This window comes from Nocardioides sp. (assembly GCF_030655615.1).
In the GTDB taxonomy this organism is placed as follows: domain Bacteria; phylum Actinomycetota; class Actinomycetes; order Propionibacteriales; family Nocardioidaceae; genus Nocardioides.
Window position 1 is genome coordinate 1 of record NZ_JAURVJ010000131.1, and the last position, 21689, is coordinate 21689.

At 73.0% G+C, this 21689-nt stretch carries 22 protein-coding genes; 8 read left to right on the forward strand and 14 right to left on the reverse strand.

Annotated features, from left to right (window positions below):
- The 3 genes from Q7T52_RS11035 to Q7T52_RS11045 form a co-directional block, all read left to right on the forward strand.
- Nucleotides 1-193 (forward strand): iron chelate uptake ABC transporter family permease subunit (locus Q7T52_RS11035; RefSeq protein ID WP_304802400.1); only part of this gene is annotated, 193 nt, incomplete at its 5' end.
- Nucleotides 190-1029: an ABC transporter ATP-binding protein gene (locus Q7T52_RS11040; RefSeq protein ID WP_304802402.1), complete on the forward strand. Its 840-nt coding sequence runs from the start codon at nt 190-192 to the stop codon at nt 1027-1029. The genes Q7T52_RS11035 and Q7T52_RS11040, both read left to right, overlap by 4 nt.
- 75 nt (nt 1030-1104) lie before the next feature.
- A complete protein-coding gene (locus tag Q7T52_RS11045; protein ID WP_304802404.1) occupies nt 1105-1524 on the forward strand; it encodes a VanZ family protein in 420 nt (139 codons plus the stop codon).
- Here the strand turns inward: Q7T52_RS11045 and Q7T52_RS11050 are convergent.
- Nucleotides 1521-1979: an Imm10 family immunity protein gene (locus tag Q7T52_RS11050; RefSeq protein WP_304802406.1), complete on the reverse strand. Its 459-nt coding sequence runs from the start codon at nt 1977-1979 to the stop codon at nt 1521-1523. The genes Q7T52_RS11045 and Q7T52_RS11050 overlap by 4 nt on opposite strands.
- Before the next feature lie 37 nt (nt 1980-2016).
- Between Q7T52_RS11050 and Q7T52_RS11055 the strand changes: the two genes are divergently transcribed.
- The gene (locus tag Q7T52_RS11055) at nt 2017-2859 is read left to right on the forward strand and encodes a helix-turn-helix transcriptional regulator (RefSeq protein WP_304802407.1); all 843 of its coding nucleotides are present in this window, start codon (nt 2017-2019) and stop codon (nt 2857-2859) included.
- A gap of 85 nt (nt 2860-2944) precedes the next feature.
- Here the strand turns inward: Q7T52_RS11055 and Q7T52_RS11060 are convergent, their stop codons facing one another.
- The 3 genes from Q7T52_RS11060 to Q7T52_RS11070 form a co-directional block, all read right to left on the reverse strand.
- A complete protein-coding gene (locus tag Q7T52_RS11060) occupies nt 2945-3835 on the reverse strand; it encodes an aldo/keto reductase (protein WP_304802409.1) in 891 nt (296 codons plus the stop codon).
- A gap of 98 nt (nt 3836-3933) precedes the next feature.
- Nucleotides 3934-4992, reverse strand: coding sequence for an ABC transporter substrate-binding protein (locus Q7T52_RS11065; RefSeq protein ID WP_304802411.1), 1059 nt, complete (start codon nt 4990-4992; stop codon nt 3934-3936).
- Between the two features lie 12 nt (nt 4993-5004).
- A complete protein-coding gene (locus tag Q7T52_RS11070; RefSeq protein ID WP_304802413.1) occupies nt 5005-6054 on the reverse strand; it encodes an ABC transporter substrate-binding protein in 1050 nt (349 codons plus the stop codon).
- Nucleotides 6055-6150: 96 nt separating this feature from the next.
- On the opposite strand from Q7T52_RS11070, the gene Q7T52_RS11075 reads away from it, so the two are divergent.
- Nucleotides 6151-6780, forward strand: a complete 630-nt coding sequence (locus Q7T52_RS11075) for an SRPBCC domain-containing protein (RefSeq protein WP_304802415.1) — start codon at nt 6151-6153, stop codon at nt 6778-6780.
- Nucleotides 6781-6802: 22 nt separating this feature from the next.
- On the opposite strand, the gene Q7T52_RS11080 is transcribed toward Q7T52_RS11075, so the two are convergent.
- The gene (locus Q7T52_RS11080) at nt 6803-7639 is read right to left on the reverse strand and encodes a chitosanase (RefSeq protein ID WP_304802417.1); all 837 of its coding nucleotides are present in this window, start codon (nt 7637-7639) and stop codon (nt 6803-6805) included.
- Between the two features lie 24 nt (nt 7640-7663).
- Nucleotides 7664-8554 (reverse strand): matrixin family metalloprotease, encoded by an 891-nt coding sequence (locus tag Q7T52_RS11085; RefSeq protein ID WP_304802419.1) that lies wholly within the window; start codon nt 8552-8554, stop codon nt 7664-7666.
- A gap of 78 nt (nt 8555-8632) precedes the next feature.
- Between Q7T52_RS11085 and Q7T52_RS11090 the strand changes: the two genes are divergently transcribed.
- Together Q7T52_RS11090 and Q7T52_RS11095 are read left to right on the forward strand one after the other, a co-directional pair.
- Nucleotides 8633-9976, forward strand: coding sequence for a M20/M25/M40 family metallo-hydrolase (locus Q7T52_RS11090; RefSeq protein WP_304802420.1), 1344 nt, complete (start codon nt 8633-8635; stop codon nt 9974-9976).
- Complete coding sequence (locus Q7T52_RS11095; protein ID WP_304802422.1) at nt 9973-11433, forward strand: MFS transporter; 1461 nt, start codon at nt 9973-9975, stop codon at nt 11431-11433. The genes Q7T52_RS11090 and Q7T52_RS11095 overlap by 4 nt, the downstream gene beginning before the upstream one ends.
- A gap of 76 nt (nt 11434-11509) precedes the next feature.
- Here the strand turns inward: Q7T52_RS11095 and Q7T52_RS11100 are convergent, their stop codons facing one another.
- The 3 genes from Q7T52_RS11100 to Q7T52_RS11110 form a co-directional block, all read right to left on the reverse strand.
- Entirely contained in the window at nt 11510-12592 is a 1083-nt protein-coding gene (locus tag Q7T52_RS11100; RefSeq protein ID WP_304802424.1) for a branched-chain amino acid aminotransferase, read from the reverse strand.
- Between the two features lie 62 nt (nt 12593-12654).
- Nucleotides 12655-13731 (reverse strand): 3-isopropylmalate dehydrogenase, encoded by a 1077-nt coding sequence (locus Q7T52_RS11105; RefSeq protein WP_370692319.1) that lies wholly within the window; start codon nt 13729-13731, stop codon nt 12655-12657.
- Between the two features lie 11 nt (nt 13732-13742).
- Nucleotides 13743-13865, reverse strand: a complete 123-nt coding sequence (locus Q7T52_RS11110; protein WP_304802426.1) for a hypothetical protein — start codon at nt 13863-13865, stop codon at nt 13743-13745.
- A gap of 391 nt (nt 13866-14256) precedes the next feature.
- Here Q7T52_RS11110 and Q7T52_RS11115 point away from each other — a divergent pair, with 391 nt between their 5' ends.
- Complete coding sequence (locus tag Q7T52_RS11115; protein WP_304802428.1) at nt 14257-14850, forward strand: O-methyltransferase; 594 nt, start codon at nt 14257-14259, stop codon at nt 14848-14850.
- Nucleotides 14851-14967: 117 nt separating this feature from the next.
- Here Q7T52_RS11115 and Q7T52_RS11120 read toward each other — a convergent pair whose 3' ends face one another.
- Genes Q7T52_RS11120 through Q7T52_RS11140 form a run of 5 tightly spaced genes read right to left on the reverse strand, consistent with a single transcriptional unit; the run spans nt 14968 to nt 21684 of the window.
- Nucleotides 14968-15735 (reverse strand): FHA domain-containing protein, encoded by a 768-nt coding sequence (locus Q7T52_RS11120; protein WP_304802430.1) that lies wholly within the window; start codon nt 15733-15735, stop codon nt 14968-14970.
- A complete protein-coding gene (locus Q7T52_RS11125; protein ID WP_304802432.1) occupies nt 15732-17012 on the reverse strand; it encodes a VWA domain-containing protein in 1281 nt (426 codons plus the stop codon). Before Q7T52_RS11125 ends, Q7T52_RS11120 begins: the two co-directional genes overlap by 4 nt.
- Nucleotides 17005-18159 carry a protein phosphatase 2C domain-containing protein gene (locus Q7T52_RS11130; RefSeq protein ID WP_304802434.1) on the reverse strand — a complete coding sequence of 385 codons (1155 nt, stop codon included), beginning with the start codon at nt 18157-18159 and terminating at the stop codon, nt 17005-17007. The genes Q7T52_RS11125 and Q7T52_RS11130 overlap by 8 nt, the downstream gene beginning before the upstream one ends.
- A gap of 25 nt (nt 18160-18184) precedes the next feature.
- On the reverse strand, nt 18185-20572 hold the full coding sequence (locus Q7T52_RS11135; protein ID WP_304802436.1) for a tetratricopeptide repeat protein: 2388 nt from the start codon (nt 20570-20572) through the stop codon (nt 18185-18187).
- Nucleotides 20569-21684, reverse strand: coding sequence for a hypothetical protein (locus tag Q7T52_RS11140; RefSeq protein ID WP_304802438.1), 1116 nt, complete (start codon nt 21682-21684; stop codon nt 20569-20571). The genes Q7T52_RS11135 and Q7T52_RS11140 overlap by 4 nt, the downstream gene beginning before the upstream one ends.
- Between the last annotated feature and the right edge of the window lie 5 nt (nt 21685-21689).

Sequence of the window (21689 nt, forward strand, 5' to 3'; positions counted from 1 at the left end):
GCGCCTCACGGGAGGGTCGCGACCTCCGCTGCTGTCCTCGATGCTGCTGGGCGGGGCGCTGGTGCTCGGTGCCGACCTGATCACCCGGGTCGTGCTGCCGTTCGCGCTGCCGGCCGGCATCGTCACCGCGGCCGTCGGGGCGCCGTACCTGATCTACCTCCTCGTCAAGGCCAAGCGAAAGGTCGCCGCATGACCATGTCCCTCGACAAGGACCAGACGCCGGTCGGGACCTCGCGGCTCGGCGCGGAGAACGTCACCGTCGGCTACGGCGGCGCGCCGGTCGTCAGCGACCTCACCGTCGACGTGCCCGACGGCAAGGTGACGACGATCATCGGGCCCAACGGGTGCGGCAAGTCGACCCTGCTGCGCACCCTGGCGCGGCTGCTCAGGCCGTCGAGCGGCCGGGTGCGGCTCGACGGCGAGCCGATCAGCGGCATCCCGACGCGGGAGATCTCGCAGCGGATGGCGCTGCTGCCGCAGAGCCCGATCGCGCCCGAGGGCCTGCTCGTCCGCGACCTCGTCGGCCGCGGCCGGCACCCGCACCAGCGGTGGTTCAGCCAGTGGTCGGCCGAGGACGAGCGGATCGTCGAGGAGGCGCTCGAGATGACCGACACGTCCTCGCTGCGCGACCGGCCGGTCGACCAGCTCTCCGGCGGCCAGCGGCAGCGCGCCTGGATCGCGATGACCCTTGCCCAGGACACCGACCTGGTCCTGCTCGACGAGCCCACCACCTACCTCGACCTCGCCCACCAGATCGAGGTCCTCGACCTCGTCACCCGGCTCAACCGCGAGCGCGGCCGCACCGTCGCGATGGTCCTCCACGACCTCAACCTCGCCGCCCGCTACAGCGACGTCGTGGTCGTCATGGACCGCGGCCGCGTCGTCCAGCAGGGCGGTCCGGCCGAGATCTTCACCGCCGAGATGCTCGCCTCGGTGTTCGGCCTCGAGGCTGACGTCATCCCCGACCCCCGGACCGGTCTGCCGATCCTGGTGCCGGTCTCGTGCGCGGCGGTCGCCGCCTCCCGCTAGCTCCGGCACCCAGGTACCGCACGGCGGCACCTCGGACCGATGGCTGGCGGCCCACCCGCTCCTAGCGTCGACCCCATGCACCGACCCGTCGCCCTCGTCCTCGTCCTCGTCTACTCGGTGCTGGTCGTCCACCTCACCCTCACCGACCCGTCGCAGGGCGCGTGGGCGTTCGACCTGGCCGACCGGGTCGCCCGGCGGGCCTCGGGCGGCGGGCTCACCTGGGACGAGACCGAGGTGCTCGCCAACGTGGCCCTCTTCGTCCCGCTCGGGTTCCTCCTGGCCGTCGGCATCGGACGCGTCTGGCCGGCGGTGTCCCTGTGCCTGCTGGCCTCGGCGGGCGTGGAGTGGGCCCAGCTGCAGTACGTCGCCAGCCGGGTGCCGACGATCGACGACGTCGTGCACAACACGCTCGGCGGGCTCATCGGCGCGCTGGTCGCCGGGGCCGTGCTCGCGGTGGCGCCGGCGTCCCGGCGGGACGAGCGCGTGGCGGTCTAGGGACGCGCCTGCGCGTCGGGGGCGTCCGGCTCGTCCGGCTCCTCACCCAGCTCGAGCGCCGGGTGGTGCAGCGGGTTGCCGAAGGTGAGGACCCAGCGCAGCCCACCGCGCAGCTCGGCGACGGTGGCCTCGTCGACGTCGACCGTCAGCTCGAGGCGTACGACGCGGGGCAGGCCGAGCTTGTCGGCCGCCCCCTTGAGCAGGTGGAGCCCGAGCGAGCGCCCGTCGAGCGTGACCCGCTCGACGCCGCCGTAGTGGGTCTCGTCGTCCTGGTTGACCAGGCAGTAGGTGTCCATCCCGAGCTTGATCTCCTGGTCGTCGGGCTCCTCCAGGTCGCTCATGAGGAAGAGCGCGCGGCCCTTGTCCTCGATCTCCTCGAAGGCCACGACGAACGCGTCGTCGGACTCGCCGACCGACACGAAGGCCACTTCTGTCCACTGGTCCTGCGTCGTCATGACCCCGACCCTCTCACCGGTCGGGTTAGATCGACCCATGACCTCCTCCGAGCTCGGCACCCAGCTGCGGGCGTGGCGCGACCGGCTGTCACCGAGCGCGGCCGGTCTGCCCGGCCAGGCGCGCCGTCGTACGCCGGGCCTGCGACGCGAGGAGGTCGCCGCCCTGGCCGGGGTCTCTGGCGACTACGTCACCCGGCTGGAGCAGGGCCGGGCTCGCAACCCGTCGGCCCAGGTCGTGCAGGCCCTGGCCCGCGCGCTGCGGCTCGACGACGAGGAGAGCGACCGCCTGCACCGGATGGCCGGGCACCTGCCGCCTACGTCGGGCCGCATGTCGCGCCACGTCACGCCGAGCATCCTGCGGATCGTCGAGCGCCTCGGCGACACGCCCGTGACCGTGATCGACGCCGCCTGGGAGACGGTCCTGCAGAACCGGGCCGCCGACGTGATCTTCGGCGACGTCTCCGGCGAGACCGGCCGCGGCCGCAACCGCGCGTGGCGCACGTTCATGGAGGTCCCGGGGATGGGCCGGCTCGAGCCGCAGACCCGGTCGATGGTCGAGCGCGACGTGGTCGCCGACCTGCACGCGGCACTGATCCGCCTCCCCGAGGACCCCGCCATCGCCTCGGTCGTCGCCGACCTGCGCGAGCAGAGCCCGCGCTTCGCCGAGCTGTGGGAGAGCACCCCGGCCCGGGTCCGCGGCTCGCAGCGCAAGACGCTCGACCACCCGGTCGTCGGCCGGATGACGGTCGACTGCGACGTCCTCAGCGTCCACAGCAGCGACCTGCAGATCGTCGTGTTCTCCGCCGAGCCCGGCACCCCCGACGCCGACGCCCTCTCGATGGCCGTCATCGTCGGGCTCCAGGACATGTCGGTCGGCTGACCTGTCTCCTACCCGAGTCGGACGCCCCAGCGCGCGTCGGGACTCGCGCTGGGCAGCCGCGGTCCGGCCAGAGGCGACCAGATGGTCAGTGCCCCGCGACGACGGGCTCGACCTGGTCGAGGGCGGCGAGGTCGTCGGCGTCGAGGTCGATGTCGAGGACGGCGAGGTTCTCCTCGAGGTGGGCGACCGACTTGGTGCCGGGGATGAGCAGCAGGCGGTCGTACTGCGCGAGGAGCCAGGCCAGCGCGACCTGGCTCGGCGAGACGCCGTGCTTGGTCGCGACCCCGCTGACGTGCGGGTCGGCCGCGAGGGCGTTGGGGCCGCCGCCGCCGAACGCCGACCCGAGCGGGAAGTAGGGGACGTAGGAGACGTCGTGCTCGCGGCACAGGTCCAGGACGGGCTGGTCGCCGCGGTCGAGGATGCTGAACGGGTTCTGCACCTCGCCGATGCCGACCGTCTCGATCGCCGTGCGCACGGTGTCGAGGGTGACGCTCGAGACGCCGATCAGGTCGATCTTGCCGGCGTCGCGCAGCTCGGCGAGCGCGCCGAGCTGGTCGGCGAGCGCCGGCTCCTCGCCACCCGGGTTGTCGCGCTCCATGCGGCGCAGGTTGACGAGGTCGATCCGCTCGACGCCGAGGGCGCGCAGGTTGGCCTCGACCTGGTCCTTGAGCTGCTGGGGCTCGGAGGCCATGTTCCAGCCGCCCTCGGCATCGCGGACGGCGCCGACCTTGGTCACCAGCCGCAGGCCCTCGGGGTAGGGGTGCAGGGCCTCGCGGATCAGGTCGTTGGTGACGTCGGGACCGTAGAACTGGGCGGTGTCGATGTGGTCGACGCCGAGCTCGACTGCCCGCCGCAGGACGGCGCGGCAGGCGTCGGGGTCGGCGGGCGGGCCGAACACGCCCGGTCCGGCGAGCTGCATGGCGCCGAAGCCGATGCGGTGGACGGGCTTGTCTCCGAGGAACGACGTGGTGGTCATGGCTCTACGGTTGCTCGGTCCACCTCACCGCACCAGGGACGGGTTGTCCTGGGACTGCCAGTCCCAGGTTCTCGCGCCACACGTCGTACGCCGACCCGTCAGTCCTCGACGACCGGCACCTCGGTGGCGGGGTCACCGTCGAACGCGGCCTCGAGCTGGGGCACGTAGCGCTCGAGGACGTAGGGGATCGACAGCGGCGTGACGAAGCTCTGGCCCACGTAGTAGGAGCCGCTGGCGTCGCTGATGTCGAAGAAGCGCCCCTCCTCGAACGTGTCGGTCTTCTCGAAGATCGACACCATGCCGGCGGGGGCGGCGGCGTAGTCGAGCCAGACGACGACGTCGATCCCGGCGAGGTCGCCGGTGCGCTCCTGGGACAACGAGTAACCGAACTCGTCGGACCCGTCGTCGACGAGCTGCTCGGGGAAGGTGAAGCCGAGGTCCTGGAGGATCCGGCCGCGCGGGTCCTGCGGACCGTAGATGAAGAGCCCCTCGTAGGGCGTCAGGCAGACGGCCGTCTTGCCGGCCCACTCGGGGTGGGCCTCCCGGGCCGCGGCGACGTCGGCGTCGGCGACGTCGATGAGCGCCTGGCCGGCCTCGGGCTGGCCGACGGCCTGGGCGATCTTGAGGGTCGACTCCTGCCACGGCTCGCCGTAGTCGTTGTAGTCGGCCGACTGCGCGATGGTCGGCGCGGCCTTGCTGAGCAGCTCGTACTCCGCCTCGGTCATGCCGGAGTAGCAGCCGATGATGAGGTCGGGCGCGAGGCCGATGACCTCCTCGGTCGGGATGCCGTTGGCCGGGTCGAGGACCTGCGGGAGGTCGGCGCCGTCGAGCTTGTCGGAGGCCCACGGGAAGATCCGACCGGGCGCGTCGCCGAACCAGTTCGACGTCGCGATCGGCACGATCCCCAGCGCCAGCAGGGCGTCCTGCTCGACGAGGCCCACGACCACGACCTTCTCGGGAGCCTTGTCGATGACGGCCTCGCCGAACTTGTGCTTGATCGTGACCGGGAAGGCGCTGTCCTCGGCGGGCGCGGCGCGGCCCTCCGGGGCCTCCTCGCCGGGTACGTCGTCGCCGCACGCGGCGAGCAGCGGGGCCAGGGCCATCGCGGAGGTGCCGGCCAGGAAGATCCGCCGGGTGGGTCGCGCTGTGGGTCGCATGCTGGATTCCTTCTAGGAGTCGAACGAGGTGGGACCCTCGCCCGCGACGGCCTTCTCGAGGCGCGGGGTGAGGTGCTCGAGCACGTACTCGAGGCTGAGGGGAGTGATGAAGTAGATGGCGCCGGCGAGGACCTCGTCGGTGTAGACCGAGCGCCGCTCACGCACGGCCGGCAGGTCCTCGACGGCCGCGAAGTCCATGAGCTCGTCGAACATGTCGGCGTTCTCGGTCGCCCAGACCACGACGTCGGCCTCGAGCAGCTCGACGTTCTCGCCGCTGATCAGCGCCTGCTCCCCCACGTTGGGTGCGTACTTCTCCAGCCCCGTGGTGATCTCGAAGCCGAGCATGGTCAGGAAGTCGGTGCTGAGCCCGGCAGGGTAGACGTAGAGCTGTCCGTCGTAGGGCCCGCCCTGCGAGAACGTCGCGGTCCTGCCCTCCCAGTCGTGGAACTCGGCCACGGCGGCGAAGTCGGACTCGACCCGGTCGATGAGCGTCTGGCCGTCGGCCTCGCGGCCGAGGGCTCGGGCGACCTGGAGGGTCTGGTCCTGCCAGGAGGAGAAGTAGGGCGTCGACCCCGCGACGCTGGTGACGGTGGGCGCGACCGCGCTGAGGAGCTGGTAGTCGCGCTCCTCCATGCCGGCGTTGGTGCCGATGATGAGGTCGGGCTCGAGCGCGATGATCTCCTCGAGGGGGAACCCGTCGGAGGAGTCGAGCACCTCGGGCTCGGCGTCGCCGAGCAGGTCGTGGGCCCAGGGCCACGTGGCGTCGGGCTGCTCGCCGTACCACTCGGTGACGGCGATCGGGATGACGCCGAGCTGGAGGAGCACGTCCTGCTCGGTGTAGCCGACGCTGACGACGCGCTTCGGCTCCTCGGGGACCGTGGTGGTGCCGAACTGGTGCGTCACCGTCGCCGGGAACGTGCCGGTGCCCTCGAGCACCTCGGCGCCGACCGCCTCGGGCGGGGTGGGGACGCGGTCCTCCCCCTCGCCGGCGGTGTCGTCGCCGCAGGCGACGAGCGAGGTGGACGCGAGGACGAGCAGGAGGGGAAGCACGAGGCGGCGCACGGGACGACTCCAATTAGTTAGGTGAGCCTCACCATACTCGTCCTTCACCTGCCCCTGGGTGGTGTCCCGACCCCGCGGCTCCGCTACGAATGAGCAGTGCTCACCTCTCCCGCCGACCACTTCACCGCGACCACCCGCACGGTCTCGACCGTGACCCGCGGCGACGAACAGCTGCGCCTCGTCACGGCCGGTCGCACGTGTGCGGCACCACCGGCCGAGGTCTGGGCTGCGCTCGTCACGCCCGACCGGATCGAGCGCTGGCTGGCGCCGGTGTCCGGGACCCTCGAGGAGGGCGGGCGGTTCCAGGTCGAGGGCAACGCCGGCGGCGAGATCCTGCGGTGCGCGGAGCCCGACGCGCTGGCGCTCACCTGGGTCTTCGACGGCACCACCAGCTGGGTCGACGTGTCACTGCGTCCGGTCGAGGGCGGCACCCTGCTCCAGGTCGACCACTCGGTGCCGCGTGACGAGCACTACGCGACGTACGGCCCCGGGGCCACCGGCATCGGCTGGGAGATGATGCTGATGGGCCTCGCCGAGCACCTCGCGGTGCCGGACGCGCCGCGCCCCTCCCCCGACGACCTGCCCGACCTGCGCGGCTACCTCGCCGACGCGGGTGCCGCCTGGGGCGAGGCCGCTGCCGCCGACGGTGACGACGCCGACGAGGCCCGCGCAGCGGCGCGACGCTGCGTGGCGGCGTACGTCGGCGAGCCCGACGCCGACTCTTGAGTCGTCGGTAGGGCGGCCCGGGTCAGGCGCGGCCGATCCGGTAGCGGTCGCCGTAGACGTGCCAGACGAGCGGCGGGGCGAGGTCAAAGTTGCGCTCGCGCAGGAAGCGGGCCTGCGCGGTGTCGATGCGTGAGGTGTCGCTGTGCGCCTCCTCGAGCCGCATCACCCGCTTGCGGGCGGCGAAGAACGCGCGCAGGTAGGCCGCCTCCGAGCCGCCGTCGGCCGGGGTGTCGGCGACCCGGCGGGCGGCGCGGCGGATGCCGCCGAACGACACGTCGGTGCCGCCCGGGCCGTGCATGACGAACGCGTCGTAGTAGACGAACTGGCCGAGCGTGCGCAGCCCGTCGGCCTTGCCCCGGCGGACGGCCGGGTTGAAGTAGACGCGGTCGCGCTCGGCGTCCTGGGCGCGGCCGAAGGCGGGGTCGCCCGCGGCCTCGGCCCACGCGCTCTCGAACGGCTCGCCGAGGCCCTCGTGGGAGTCGGTGCCGTCGACCTCGCGCAGCGCGGGGATGAACTCGCGCAGCGGGTTGTCGGGACGTCGACGCGTGTAGTCGCGCACGACCTGGAGCATGTCGCCGGTGCCGGAGCAGAACCCGATGATGCCGCCGGTGTAGCCACGGCCGTCGCCGATGTCCTCGAGGTAGCGGTACTGCGCGCGCCAGTCGAGCGAGGAGTTCTCGGCGCTGGAGACCAGCTTCATCGCGATCTCCTTGCGGGAGGGTCGAGCGAGGCCCGTACGCCGGGCCGCGGCCTGGGCGGGAGCGGCCGACCCGGCGACGGCGAGGCCGCCGGCCAGTCCACCGACGAGTCCGCTGGCCAGTCCCCCGCGCAGCACCGCGCGGCGATCGAGTGACGTCATGGCCGGGAGCATAGGCCGGACAGGTCAGGAGCAGGGGCCCTCGCCGAGGATCCGCAGGCCCTCGAGGTCGCCCTCGCCGAAGGAGGTCTGGAAGGTCGTCGACTTGTACATCAGCTGTCGGTCGTCCTCGACGTGGTTGAGCCCGACGAGGTGGCCGAGCTCGTGCATCAGGACGGCCCTCTCGAGGTCGTCCTCGCCGCGCTCCTCCATGTCGGCGAAGGCGGGGGCGTCGAGGAACACCGTTCCGGTGACGTAGACGTCGCCCAGCGACGTCGGTCCGGCGACGCCCACGACGTCGCCGTCGAGCGCGGACTCCTCCTCGGGCGTGACCCAGCTGATGAGCACCGGCAGGGGCCGGTTGCCACGGGCGAACCGGGAGTCGGACGGCCCGTCGTCCGAGCGGCCCTCGGACTCGAACGCGAGCCCGGTCCCGTCGCTCACGGCGGCGAGTGCCTCGTCGAGGGTGTCCTCCCAGCCGTCGGGTGCCCCGTCGGGGTTGACGACGTAGCGGATCGGGTCGCAGGAGCTCCACCGGTAGGGCAGGTCGCTGAGGTCGTCGACCTCCAGGAACCGGTAGGTCGACGAGCTGCCGCGGTCGCCGCCCCAGCCGAGCAGGCCGCGCAGCGAGTCGGTGAGCGGCGTGAGGCTGGCGCTGAAGACGACCAGGATGATGCCGAGCGTGATCACCACGGTGGCGATGGTGCGGCGCCGTTCGCCGCCGACGCGGGCCCGGCCGCGGTCGCGCCGGCCCCGTCGCTGCCGCGGGGGCCTGGGGAGGTGGCGGTCGATCGGGACGACGTCGCCGCCGTCGGGCGTCTCGCCCTCGTAGGTCGGCAGGGCGGCGAGCTGCTCCTCGAGCTCGCGCTGCCAGCGGCGCTGGTCGCGCCGGTCTCCCCGTCCCACGAGGAGGATCATGCCCGTGGCCTGGTGACGGCAGCGCGGGAACCCGGCTTCTCCGCGACGGCGCCGGTCTGCGGCCCTAGGGTGGCGGCCATGGTGACGTGGGAGGGGGCCGCCTCGTCCGAGCGCGCCGTGGCCAGCCTGCAGGCGCTCGTGCGGATCGAGACGGTGTCGCACCCCGACCCGGACCGGGTCGACGTCGCGGCCTTCGAGGCGTTCGGTGCCGAGCTCGCGAGCCGCTACCCGCGGCTGCACGACCTCGAGCACGTGGTGGTCGCCCGGCACGGGCTGCTCGTCAGGTGGCCCGGCCGGTCCGACGAGCGGCCGGTGGTCTTGATGGCCCACCTGGACGTCGTACCCGTGGCGGACGGTGGGGCCGGCTGGTCCCACCCGGCGTTCGGCGGCGACCTCGTCGACGGGTCGGTCTGGGGCCGAGGCACGCTCGACGACAAGGGCCAGCTGGTGGCGATCTGCGAGGCGGTCGAGGCGCTCCTCGCGCACGCCTTCGTGCCGGCCCAGGACGTCTGGCTGTCGTTCGGCTGCACCGAGGAGGTCTCGGGAAGCGGCGCGACCGACGCGGTCGAGGAGCTGCGGGCGCGCGGGGTGGCGCCGTGGTTCGTGCTCGACGAGGGCGGGGCGGTCGCGCACGACGCGTTCCCCGGCGTCAGCACGCCGATCGGCGTCGTCGGGGTGACCGAGAAGGGGACGACGACGCTCGAGCTGACGGTCGAGGGCCGCGGCGGGCACGCCTCGACGCCCGCGCGCCACGGCCCCACCGCCCGGCTGGCCCGGGCGATCACGCGGCTGGACGCCTCGTCGATGCCGAGCAGCCTGCCCGAGCCGACGGTCGAGCTGTTCCGCCGGATGGCGCCGCACGCGCCCCTGCCCCTGCGCCCACTGATGGCCAACGCCGGCCGACTCGCCCCGGTGCTCGCGCGGGCGCTCGTCGCCGCCGGCCCCGAGGCCGCGGCGATGACCCGTACGACGTTCGCCGTCACGACGCTCTCGGGCTCGCCCGCGCACAACGTCATCGCTCAGACCGCCCGCGCCGGGGTCAACGTGCGGGTCATGGTCGGCGACACCGTGGCCGACGCCCTCGCCCACGTGCGGCGCGTGGTCAAGGACGACCGGGTCCTGGTCGACGTCGTCGACGCGTCGGAGCCGAGCCCGGTGAGCCCGCGCGACGAGGCGTTCGCGCTCCTCGCGACGACGATCGAGGAGGTCTTCCCCGACGCCGTCGCGGCGCCGTACGTGATGATGGCGGCGACCGACGCCCGTCACTTCACCGCGATCTGCGACCGCGTCTACCGCTTCGCGCCGTTCCGGATGACCAAGGCCCAGCGCGAGGCCATCCACTCCTACGACGAGCACCTCGGGGTCGACGACTTCCTCGACGGGATCCGTTGGTACCGCCGGCTGCTGGAGGCCCTCCGATGACCACCCTCACCTCGGCCCCGGCGCGCAGCCTGGCGGCGATCGTCGGGTTCCTCGTCTGCGTCGAGCTCGCCAGCGGGATCCTGCAGGGCTACTACACGCCGATCTTCAGCGACATCGCCGACTCGCTGTCGATCAAGGACGCCGACGTCAACTGGTTCGAGGCGGCGCAGCTCGTCGTCTCGGCGCTGCTGGTCCCGCCGCTGGCCCGGCTCGGCGACCTGGTGGGCCACAAGAAGGTGCTGCTCCTCTCGACGCTCGTCACGGCGATCGGGTCGTGGGTGCTGGTCGTCGCGCCGTCGTTCACGACGTTCCTCGTCGGGTGGGCGCTGCAGGGCGCCTACGTCGTGTGGCTGCCGCTCGAGGTCGCGATCATCTACCGCCGCACGGCCGACACCGGGCGGCAGACGCTGCTGACCCGCCGCGCCGCCGCGGTCCTCGTCGGGGCGCTCGAGCTCGCCGTCATCATCGGCGCGCTCACCTCGGGCGCGCTCGTCGAGGCGACGTCGATGCCGGTGCTGCTCGCCCTGCCGGCGGTCGCCGTGACGCTGTGCCTGGTCGTCGTGTGGTTCGGCGTCGAGGACCTGCCCGGTACGGCGACGGGCGGCTACGACTGGACCGGGCTGGGGCTGGTGACGCTCGCCCTGGGGCTCGTGATGGGCGGCCTGGTCGCGCTCCGGGTCGCCGGGCCGGACTCGGTGCTGCCGTGGGTCCTCCTGGTGGCGGGCCTGGCCGCGTTCGTCCCCTTCGGTCGCTACGAGGCGGCGCAGGCCGACCCGATGGTCGACGTACGCCTGCTCGCGACGCCGGGCCAGTGGCCCGTGCAGCTGACCGCGTTCCTCTTCGGCATGTCGGTGCTCGGCGCGCAGATCCCGCTGTCGACCTTCGCCCGCACCGACCCCGACGTCGTCGGCTACGGCCTGGGGGCGGAGGCGTCGTTCGTGTCGACCCTGATCGGCGTCTATGTCGTCTTCCTGGCGATCGGGGCGTTCACGCTCCCGCTGACGACGCGGCTCCTCGGCGCGCGCGGCGCGCTCGTGGGCTCCGCACTCCTGGTCGCGCTGGGCTATGCGCTGTGGCTGCCGTTCCACGACTCAACCGGGCAGGCGCTGCTCAACATGGCGGTCGCCGGCGTCGGGTCCGGCGCCCTGGTGGCAGCGCTGCCGGCATCAGCGGCGGCCGCCGCCCCCGCCGACCGCACCGGCTTCGCCACCGGCATGACCAACGCGACCAAGACCATCGGCGGCGCCATCGCCTCCTCGGTCTTCGCCATCGCCCTCGCCTCCGCCGGCTCGATCGACGACCCGGTCGAGGGGCACGCGCCGTTGTCCGGCTACCTCACCGTGTGGTCGATCTGTGCGGCTGCTGCGCTGGTGGCTGCGGCTGTGCTGGCCCTCACGCCTCGGCCGGGTGAGTCACAGGTGTCACAGAAGACCCAGGGTTCACCGGCCAGCCGGTGAATGCCGAGCTGGGCCGACAACGCATCATCGTCCAGGCAGGAGCTTCGTCGGCCCAGTGCTTAGACGGCCCAGTGCGTCAGACGACCTGGTGCATCCAGCCGAACGTGTCCTCCGAGCGCCCGAACTGCACGTCGACGAGGGCCCGGCGGATGCGCATCGTCAGGTCGGTGCTGGTCGGGGCCGGCACGTCGCCGTCGGCCGACTTGAGCGCACCGACCGGCGTGACGACCGCGGCCGTGCCGCAGGCGAAGATCTCGGTGATCCGGCCGCTGGTGACGCCGTCGCGCCACTCGTCGATCGAGAAGCGACGCTCGGTGACCTGGTGGCCGAGCTTGCCCGCGAGCTCGATGATGCTGGCGCGGGTGATGCCCTCGAGGATCGTGCCGGTCTCGGGGGTGACGATGGTGCCGTCGTCGTGGACGAAGTACATGTTCATGCCGCCGAGCTCCTCGACGTACTGCCCCTCCTGGCCGTCGAGGAACACCACCTGGTCGCACCCCTGGCTCGTGGCCTCCTGCTGGGCGACCAGCGAGCTCGCGTAGTTGCCGCCGGTCTTGGCCGCGCCCATGCCGCCGCGGCCGGCGCGGGTGTAGTCGGTGCTCAGCCACAGCGTGACGGGCTTGACGCCGCCCTTGAAGTAGGCGCCGGCCGGGCTCGCGATCACCATGAACGTGACGTGCTTGGCCGGCCGCACCCCGAGGAACGCCTCGCTGGCGAACATGAACGGCCGCAGGTAGAGGCTCTTCTCGCCGCCCGCACCGGTGTTGTCGGGCACCCACCGCTGGTCGACCTCGACCAGCCGGTCGACGGCCGCCACGAAGTCGTCGACCTCGAGCACGGGCAGCGCGAGCCGGTGGCTCGAGCGCACCATGCGAGCGGCGTTCTCCTCGGGTCGGAACGTCCACACCGACCCGTCGTCGTGCCGGTAGGCCTTCATCCCCTCGAAGGTCTCCTGCGCGTAGTGCAGCACCGCGGTCGCCGGGTCGAGCGTCAGCGGGCCGTACGGCGTCACGCGGGCGTCGTGCCAGCCCGCCTCGGGCGTCCACTCGATCGTCACCATGTGGTCGGTGAAGTAGGTGCCGAACCCGGGCTCGGCGAGGATCTCCGCCAGCCGCTCGTCGGTGGTGGGTGCCTCGGTCAGCGTGGTGCTGAAGTCCATGGACGGCAATTTAGTCGCACTTCCTAGCAAATGGGGGGTGGGGGCGGCGGGCCGCCGGCCGCTCAGCCCAGGCGCGAAGCGATCGCGTCGCCCACCTCAGCGGTACGCCGGGTGGTCGACGGGGTGCGCTCGGCGAGGTCGGCGATGGCGGCGGCCTCGACAGCACCGGCGGCGTCGGGGTGGCCGAGGTGGTCGAGGAGCAGCGCCACCGACAGGATCGCCGCGGTGGGGTCGGCCTTCTGCTGGCCGGCGATGTCGGGGGCCGAGCCGTGGACGGGCTCGAACATGGAGGGCGCGGTCCGGTCGGGGTTGACGTTGCCGGAGGCCGCGAGCCCGATGCCGCCGGTGATGGCGGCGGCGAGGTCGGTCACGATGTCGCCGAAGAGGTTGTCGGTGACGATCACGTCGAAGCGGGCGGGGTCGGTGGTCAGGAAGATCATGGCGGCGTCGACGTGCATGTAGTCGACGGTGACCTCGGGGAACTCGGCGGCGACCTGCTGGGTCAGCCGCCACCACACCGCTCCGGCGTGGACGAGCACGTTGGTCTTGTGGACCAGGGTCAGCTTCTTGGCCGGCCGGCGCTGCGCCCGGGCGAACGCGTCGCGCACGACCCGCTCGACGCCGTACGCCGTGTTGACGGAGACCTCGGTGGCGATCTCGGCCGGGGTGCCGACGCGCAGGGCGCCGCCGTTGCCCGTGTAGGGGCCCTCGGTGCCCTCGCGGACGACGACGAAGTCGACGTCGCCCGGGTTGGCGAGCGGCGAGACGGCGCCGGGGTAGATCTTGGAGGGACGCAGGTTGACGTAGTGGTCGAGCTCGAAGCGCAGCCGCAGGAGCAGCCCGCGCTCGAGGATCCCGGGAGGCAGGTTGGGGTCGTTGGGCTTGCCACCGACGGCGCCGAGCAGGATCGCGTCGTGCGCACGGATCTCGGCGAGCACGGCGTCGGGCAGGACCTGGCCGGTCGCGAGGTAACGCTCCGCGCCGAGGTCGTAGCTCGTCTGCTCGAACGTCACGCCGTCCGGCGCGGCGGCCTCGAGGACCTTGAGGGCCTCGGCGGTCACCTCCGGTCCGATGCCGTCGCCGGGGATGACGGCGAGCTTCACGGTTCCGGATGCGGGGGCGAGATCAGTGGTGGTCACGGGGCAGAACGCTAGTTGTCATCGGGTCGCTGGCCGCCACCGTCTCGCAGGTCGAGGGCGGTCTGGACGGCGCTGACGTGGTCGTCGTCGGTGCGGTTCTTGGCGGGACCCCACTCGGGGTACATGTCGTACATGGCGGTTCTCCTCTGGGACACGGGCTGTGACGGTCACACCCGGAGATGTCCCCACGGAGGAGGAACCCGTGGATCGCACGGGGAGGATGCCTGCGGACGAGCGGATCACGCTGAGATGGCCGAGGGGCCGGACCGCCGCGGAGACATCACCGGGAGTGGTGATGCGCAAGCCGATGTGCTGGGAGCACGAGAACCACCGCGACGGGGTGGCCTGCGCCGCAGGTTCTCAGACCTGCGTGGCCCCGTCGCGGCGCTCGATAAGTACGATCACGCTCCGCATGGTGAGCCGAGACTAGGCCGGGCAACGGGTGCCGGCCACCGGTTTGGCCGGACTGTTCGCATGTCGAGACGGCTGTCCCACCAGGGAAGACCCGCGGGCAACACTCGACCCATGAGCGCCTCCCCCGAGCTCCCCTCCGTGGTGGAGCGTGCGTTCGCGGTCTCCCGGCGGGCGGGCTACGTCTCCTTCTGCCGCAACGAGACCGGCCGCCTGCTGGCCATGCTGGCCGCCACCCGTGACGGCACGATGGCCGAGTTCGGCACCGGGTGCGGCGTCGGTACGGCGTGGCTGCGGTCCGGCGTGCGCGGCGAGAAGGCGCGCATCGTCACCGCCGAGCTCGACCCCCGCCTGGCTCGCGCGGCCGGTGAGATCTTCGAGGACGACCCCCAGGTCGAGGTGCTGGCCGCCGACTGGTCGACGCTGCTCGACAAGGGCCCGTTCTCGCTGCTCTTCCTCGACGCCGGCCTCGGCGACGGCAGCTGGACCGGGGCCGGGGGCGCCGTCGGCGTCGACGCCGTCGCCGACCTGGTCGAGGACGGCGGCATCGTCGTCCTCGACGACTTCACCCCCTGCGAGGGCTGGCCGCCGATCACCTACGGCCGCGTCGACACCCTGCGCGAGCAGTGGCTCACCGACGAGCGCTTCACCGCCGTCGAGGTCATGGTCGCCTCCGACGCCGCCACCATCATCGCCACCAAGCGATAGGCCCGGAGGGGCCGAGTCGGCGTTGCTGCTCAGTCCCTGCGCCGACTCGCGATCATCCGACTTCAACTCTGCGCCGACTCGCGCTCGTCTGACTTCAACTCTGCGCCGACTCGGCGATCAGACCTCGCCGGGGGCGGCCTTGCGGATGACGATGCGGGTCCAGGCGCCGACGTAGACGCGCTCGTCGGGGCGGATCTCGACCTTCTGACCCGGCGGGACGGGGGTCTTGGGGAGGGCGCCGAGGGCGCCGCCGACGTAGGTGCCGTTGGAGGAGCCGAGGTCCTCGACGAACCAGCGGCTGCCGTCGGTGGTGAGCTGGGCGTGGCGGCGGCTGATGCCGGTGTCGGTGCCGAGGTCGAGGTCGGGGCTGATGCCGCGGCTGCGCGACGCCCGGCCGATGAGGATGGAGCTGTGCCGGAGGGCGGTCACGATCGGCACGCCGGGCGAGGGCAACGGGTCGGTGCTGGCCTGGTCGGCGTACCAGTCGGGGTCGATCCAGATCTCCGCGACCCAGGTGCCGGACGGCGGGGGCGAGCTGTTCTCGGCCACCGGCGCCACCACGGGCGGGTCGACCGGCAGGTCCGCCGGCAGGTCCAGCGCGCTCGGCGCCGGGTCGACCGGACGCGGCAGCGAGCCGGTGGTGAAGTCGTAGCCGCAGTTCTCGCAGAAGAGCGCGTTGGGCGGGTTGGTGGTGCCGCAGCTCGGGCAGTCGCCGGACGCCGGCCCGTCGGCCGGCGGCGTGACCGGCAGCTTGCCGGTGTCGTCGATGGATGGGTCCGCGGGGAGCGGGGGCGGAGCAGCCGCAGGCGCCCCCATCGCGATCCCGCAGGTGTCGCAGTAGTCGGTGGCCGCCGACTCGTGCCCGGCGGGACAGGTCTGGGTCACTTCTTGATCCTGGTCGTCTTGGTCGACGCGGTGTCGAGGGCCATCTCGTCGGCCTTGGCGACGGTCCGCTTGAGGCGCACCGTGCCCTCGGCCTCGTTGTCGACGTCGACGACCTTGCGCAGCTTGGACGTCGCCTCGTCGTTGCCGGTCGCAGCGGCCAGCTGGACGGCGCGGCCGAGCTTGGTGGTCGCGGTGGCCTCGTCGCCGGACGCCTTGGCGGCCAGACCCTCCTGGATCATGGCGGCGAGCTCGGTCTGGCCCGTGTAGTGGGCGACCTGCTTGTCGATCTTGGCCGTCAGCTCGGAGTCGTTGGACCACGTCGCCTTTACCAGCGCCTGGGCCAGGACGTCGTCGCCGATGGCGAGCTGGACCCGCGCGGCGAGCTGCTCCTGGCCGATTGCCTTGGCGGCGACCCGCACCGCGACGTGGTAGTCGCGCGACTCGTCGGACCACGCGCCGGTCGGGTAGGAGCCGGTGAGCGGGTTGACCGCCGTACGCCGGGCGGTGAGGTCCTCGACGGTCGGAGCCACCTGGCGCACGAAGAGCACCTGCGAGCCCTGAGGCGCCCACACCCGCAGCTGGGCGTCGGCGACGCCGCGGGCCATCGAGGCCTGCATCATCTGCTGGAACTGCGCGACCATCTGGTCGGGCGACGGGATGATGTCGACGGTGCCGAGCAGCGCCTGCGCGATGCGCCGGAGCTCCTCGACCTGCCAGTCGGTGCCGGCGCCGCGACAGTCGCACTGGAAGTAGCCCGTGGCCTTCTGGATGGCCCGGTCGAGCTTGCCGGAGTCCTCGCGGTTCTCGCCGTCGGTGAGCAGGATCGCGTGGCGCTGGGTAAGGCCCTCGATCGAGCTGAACAGCTGGCCGGCCAGGTCGAGCCAGGTGCTCATCGCGGTGCCGCCGCTGCCGACGAAGCGCGCCACGGCGTTCTGGGCCTCGGCGCGGGTCTCGGCGTTGGCCTGGACCATCCCGGGTCCGGCGGACACCTGCGGGTAGGCCAGCATCGCGCGGTCGGAGCCGGCGATGACGGCGAACCAGACGCCGTCGACGATCTCACCGACCGCGGTCGCCGCCGCCTGCTTGGCGGCCGCCATCGTCTGCGGGCCCATCGAGCCCGACGTGTCGACGATGATGATCTCGCCGGCGGTGCCCCCGCCCGAGCCGGACGACACCGACCCGGCCCCGGTGCACGAGACGGTGACGATCGCGTTGACGTCGGTGCCACCGTCGGGCAGGAACTCGTTCTGGTAGACGCTCGCGGTGAACTCAGCCATCGGCCTGGCCCTCCCCTTCGGCTTGCTGGTCGGTAGCGGCATTCTGCCCTGCCGCGGGGTCGGCCGGTGCGGCCTCGGTCGGTGCGGCCTCGACGCGCGCGAGCGCGGCGGTGATGTTGTCCTGTCCCCCGCGGCCGTTGGCGAACGCGACCAGCGCGACCGCCAGCGCCATCGGGTCGGTCGTCGCGGCCGCGGTGACCTGCTCGACGAGCAGCGACGGCTCGGAGGCGTAGTTCCACAGCCCGTCGGAGCACACCAGCACCCAGCCCGGGCCGGTCACCACGGTCTCGGTGAGGTGGGGCACCAGGTCGGGCGCGTCGATGCCGAGCCAGCGGGTGATGGCGTGGCCCTGCGGACCCTCCTCGGCGGCCTTGCGGTCCATGCCCGCGGCGATCTGGGCCTGGGCGACCGAGTCGTCGACCGACAGCTGGACGCCGGGCTGGCCGTCGGGCAGCCAGTAGGCGCGCGAGTCGCCGATGTTGGCGACGTAGAGGCGGGTGCCCTCGAGCACCCCGACGACGTAGGTCGCCGACGGCGGCTTGGTCGAGCCCTCGGGCGTGAGCGCCACGATGGCTGCCTGCGCGGCCTGGACCGAGTCGGAGAAGACCCGCTTGACGGCCGAGTTGCGGCTCTCGTCGGTGCCCATCCCGGCCGGCAGCGGCGTGAGCAGCACGTCACGCGCGGCCTTGGCCCCGGCCAGGGAGGCGAGGTGGGAGTCGTCGGTGTTGGAGACACCGTCGAGCACGACGAGCACGGCGCGGTCGCCGCCCTGGGCGGTCGCGTGCAGCGCCATCGCGTCCTCGTTGCGCGAGTGCCGGATGCCGCGGTCGCACACCCCGGCCACCCACGGCACCGGCTGCTCGCGGAAGTGGTCGCGCTCGGTCGGCTGCTTGGTGCCGCACGACTCGCAGTAGCCGTCGGGTCCCACCGTCGCCCCGCACTGGAAGCAGGGTCGCGGCCCGCTCGTCGCCGCCGCACGGGCACCGGGGCCACGGGTGGCCGCCGTCATCTCGAAGGGCGACGCCTCCTGCGACACGTCGACCGGAGCCGCCGCGGCCGCGGGAGCCGCGCCGCCCACCGGCTTGCCGCAGGCCTCGCAGAACGCGGCGCCGTCCGCGAGGGGCTCGGCGCAGTGGGGACAGTTCACGGGTGCTCGTTTCGGAGGTAGGAGGTCACGTCAGGCTCCAGGCCCGGGCGGCGTTGGCGCGGTTGACGAGCTCGATGCGCTCGTCGAGGGCGGATGCGTCACGGGCCAACAGGCGGTAGGCCCGCTCGATGCCCTCGCGGAGGCCGGGCTCGGTGGCCTCGCCCTGGGAGCCGATGGTGCCGATCGACGCGACCGTGCCCGGGGGCGCGGGCCGGGTGACGACCTCGAGCGCCTGCTCCAGGATGCGCACGGTGTAGCGCCCGTGCGTGGCGGGGTCCATCGACGCCGACTCGATCGAGCGCATCGCCTGGTCGAGCACGAAGAGGTCGCTGCCGGCCGAGCCCAGCAGCACCTCGGCGCGCAGCTGGCGGCTCTCGGGATAACCGCGGCTGGTCTTGGGGACCAGGTCGAGCGCCGCGACGGCACCCGGTGCGTCGCCCCGCTCGGCGCGCACCCGGGCGACCCCGAAGGCCGCCGGGGCGACGTAGGCCGCGTCGGTGACGGCACAGGTCGTGTAGAGACCCTCGGCCACGCCGGGCAGGCCGCCCTTCTCGCAGGCGACGGCCAGCGCCAGCTTGGGCGCGAGCTCGCCGGGCACCTGCTGGTAGACCGCGTTGAACGACGCCTTGGCGGTGTCCCAGTCGCGCTGGAGCATCGCGGCGAGGCCGTCGACCCACAGCGCACGCCACTCCCACGGGTCGACCTGCAGCATCTCGGCGGCGATCTCGCGGGCCTGCTCGGGGTCGCCCAGCTCGAGCGCGGCCCGGGCGCGGTCCAGCCGCACCTCGGCGGACTGGTCGGGCGCCTCGTGGGTGAGGATCCCGAGCCGCTCCCCCGGGTCGGTCGCGCCGACGCCGGCCAGCCAGGCGTGCTGGGGGTCGGTGGTGTCGACGCGCAGGCCTGGCAGCTGCGACCACTCGAGCACGCCGCGCGAGGTCGTGGGCGTCTCGAAGAGGACCGAGGCGGCCGAGGTCAGCGTGGTGCCCGACGTACGCCGGGCGACCGTCTCGCGCAGGACGCCGAGCAGCTGGGTGCGCAGCTCGTCGGCCGAGGCGAACCGGTCGGCCGGGTCGGCCGCGCAGCACTTGGCGATCAGCCAGTAGAGCGAGTCGTTGTCGTGGAACAGCGGAGTCGACTCCGGCGGCGGGAGGGCGTGGAGGTAGGTGCCCTGGTAGCCGCGGAACTCCATGCACAGCACGACCAGCGTGCGGCCGATCGTGTAGAGGTCGGAGGCCACGCTCGGCCCGACCTGCGCCACCTCGGGGGCCTGGTAGCCGACGGTGCCGTAGATCGCGGAGTCCTGGTCGTCGATGCGTCGTACGCCGCCGAGGTCGATGAGCTTGAGAGCGTCGCCGACCTGGATCATGTTGTCGGGCTTGAAGTCGCAGTAGACGAGGCCGAGGTCGTGGAGGTACTGGAACGCCGGCAGGATCTCGAGGATGAAGGCCAGCGCCTGGTCGACGGGCAGCGGGTCGTAGGCACCGCCGTTGGCCCGCATCCGCTCCTTGAGCATCTGCTTGAGCGAGGTGCCGCCGACGTACTCCATGACGATGTAGCCCGCGCCCTCGTGGGTCACGAAGTTGTAGATCTCGACGATCAGCGGGTGCTCGACCTGGGCGAGGAACTGCTGCTCGGCGATGGCGGCGGCGAGCGCGTCGGGGTCGCCGGAGTTGAGCAGGCCCTTGAGCACGACCCACCGGTTGGAGACGTTGCGGTCGCGGGCGAGGTAGATCCAGCCGAGGCCGCCGTGGGCGAGGGCGCCGACGACCTCGTACTGGCCGCCGACGAGGTCGCCGGGCTTGAGCTTGGGCGTGAACGAGAACTCCTGGCCGCACTGGGGGCAGAAGCCCTCGGTGCGCCCGGGCTTGCCGTCGCGGCCGCGGCCGATGTCGTTGCCGCACTTGGAGCAGACCCGCTTGTCCTCGGGCACCTGCGGGTCGGGGCGGATCGCCTTGCTCGGGTCGACGGACGGTGCCGGCGGGACGCTGGTCAGGCCGGCGCCGATGCGGGCGGCGCGCAGCCGCTGCGAGCCGCTGCGCTGGCGCTGGGTGGCGAACGAGTCGCTGCCGACGCGGGCCGAGCCGAACCGCGCGGACCCGACGCGGGCCGATGCGGTCGCGGTGGAGACGGGGTCAGCCTCGACGGGCGACGCGCCGGGCACCCGGGCCGAGGTGGCGGCCGGCGACGAGGTGCCGGCCATGCCGCAGGTGTCGCAGTAGCCGTCGGCGATGGTCCCGCCGCAGCCGGGCTGGGTGCAGGCGGCGCCGTCGGCGGTGGGGGCTTCGAGGCTCGTTCCTCGCACCTCAGCCACCGGCGCGGGCGTACCTGGGGCGGCGGCCATGCCGCACACGTCGCAGTAGCCGTCGCTGATGGTGCCGGTGCAGCCCGGCTGGGTGCAGGTCGCGGTCGTCATGGCTGGTCTCCTTGGGCGTCGACCCAGGTCTGGTACGTCGTCACGAGCTGGCGGGCGAGGGTCATCGGGGCGGGCCTGCGGGCGAGCACGTCGCGGGCCTGGCGCTCGGCGGCGACGACGTCGGGGTGGGCGGCGGCACCGGTGGCGCGGGCCTTGGCGACGTAGCCGTCGAGGAGCGCGACGAGGTCGGTGTGCTCGGCCAGCGCGGCGGCGTAGGCCTGCTGGAGGTGGGCCATCGCCTGCCCGACGCGGCCGAGGCGCTCGCGGTAGGCGGTGATCGCCTCGAGCGTGTCGGGCAGCGGACCGAGGGCCTCGACGTCCGGCACGGCGTAGCGGGGGGCGGGCTGGACGGTCGCGACGCAGGTCGCGACGAGGGTGGCGAGCTCGGCCTCGCGCGCCTCGAGGGCGGCACGCTCGCGGCGCACCTCCTGGAGCAGGCCGCGGGCGTCGCGCCGCTTCTGGTTGCCGACGATGAGGTCGCGCTCGAAGATCGCGGCGTCCTGCTCGAGCGGCGGCAGCAGGCCGCCGACGTCGGCGCCGCGGCGCGCACGCTCCGCGATCTCCTCGAGCCGGGCCATCTGGGCGGCGAGCCGGTCGACGGTGGCGTCACGGCCTAGGGCGGGCTCGAGTCCGACCTGGTCGCGGATGCGCTCGAGCTGGGCGCGCAGGTCCTTGATCCGGCCGGCGGCTGCGTCGGCGCCGGGCGTGAGCGAGAGCTTGGTGCGCAGCTGGCTGGCCAGCGCGTCGGAGAGGCGGCAGGCCTCGGGCACCGAGACGCCGACCCCGTCGAGCTTGGCCCACACGAGCGCGGTGACCTGCTGGCGCTGGGCGTCGAACACCCGGCCGCCGTCCCAGGTCGCCCACATCTCGGCGTAGCGGTCGGAGACGGCCTTCCACAGCGACAGCGCGAGCGCCATGTCGGAGCCGACCTCGGCGCCGCGGCCCGCGGCGAGCGCGGAGGCGTCGAGGTCGTCGAGCTCGGTACGCCGCCCGCGCACCCAGGCGTCGAGCCCACCCAGGTAGGCCTGCAGCGCCGCCGGCTCGGGTGCGCTGCCGAGCGGCCCGGGCGGGGGCGGGGCCGTGGAGGTCTGGGAGGGCGCGTCGACCATCATCGAGC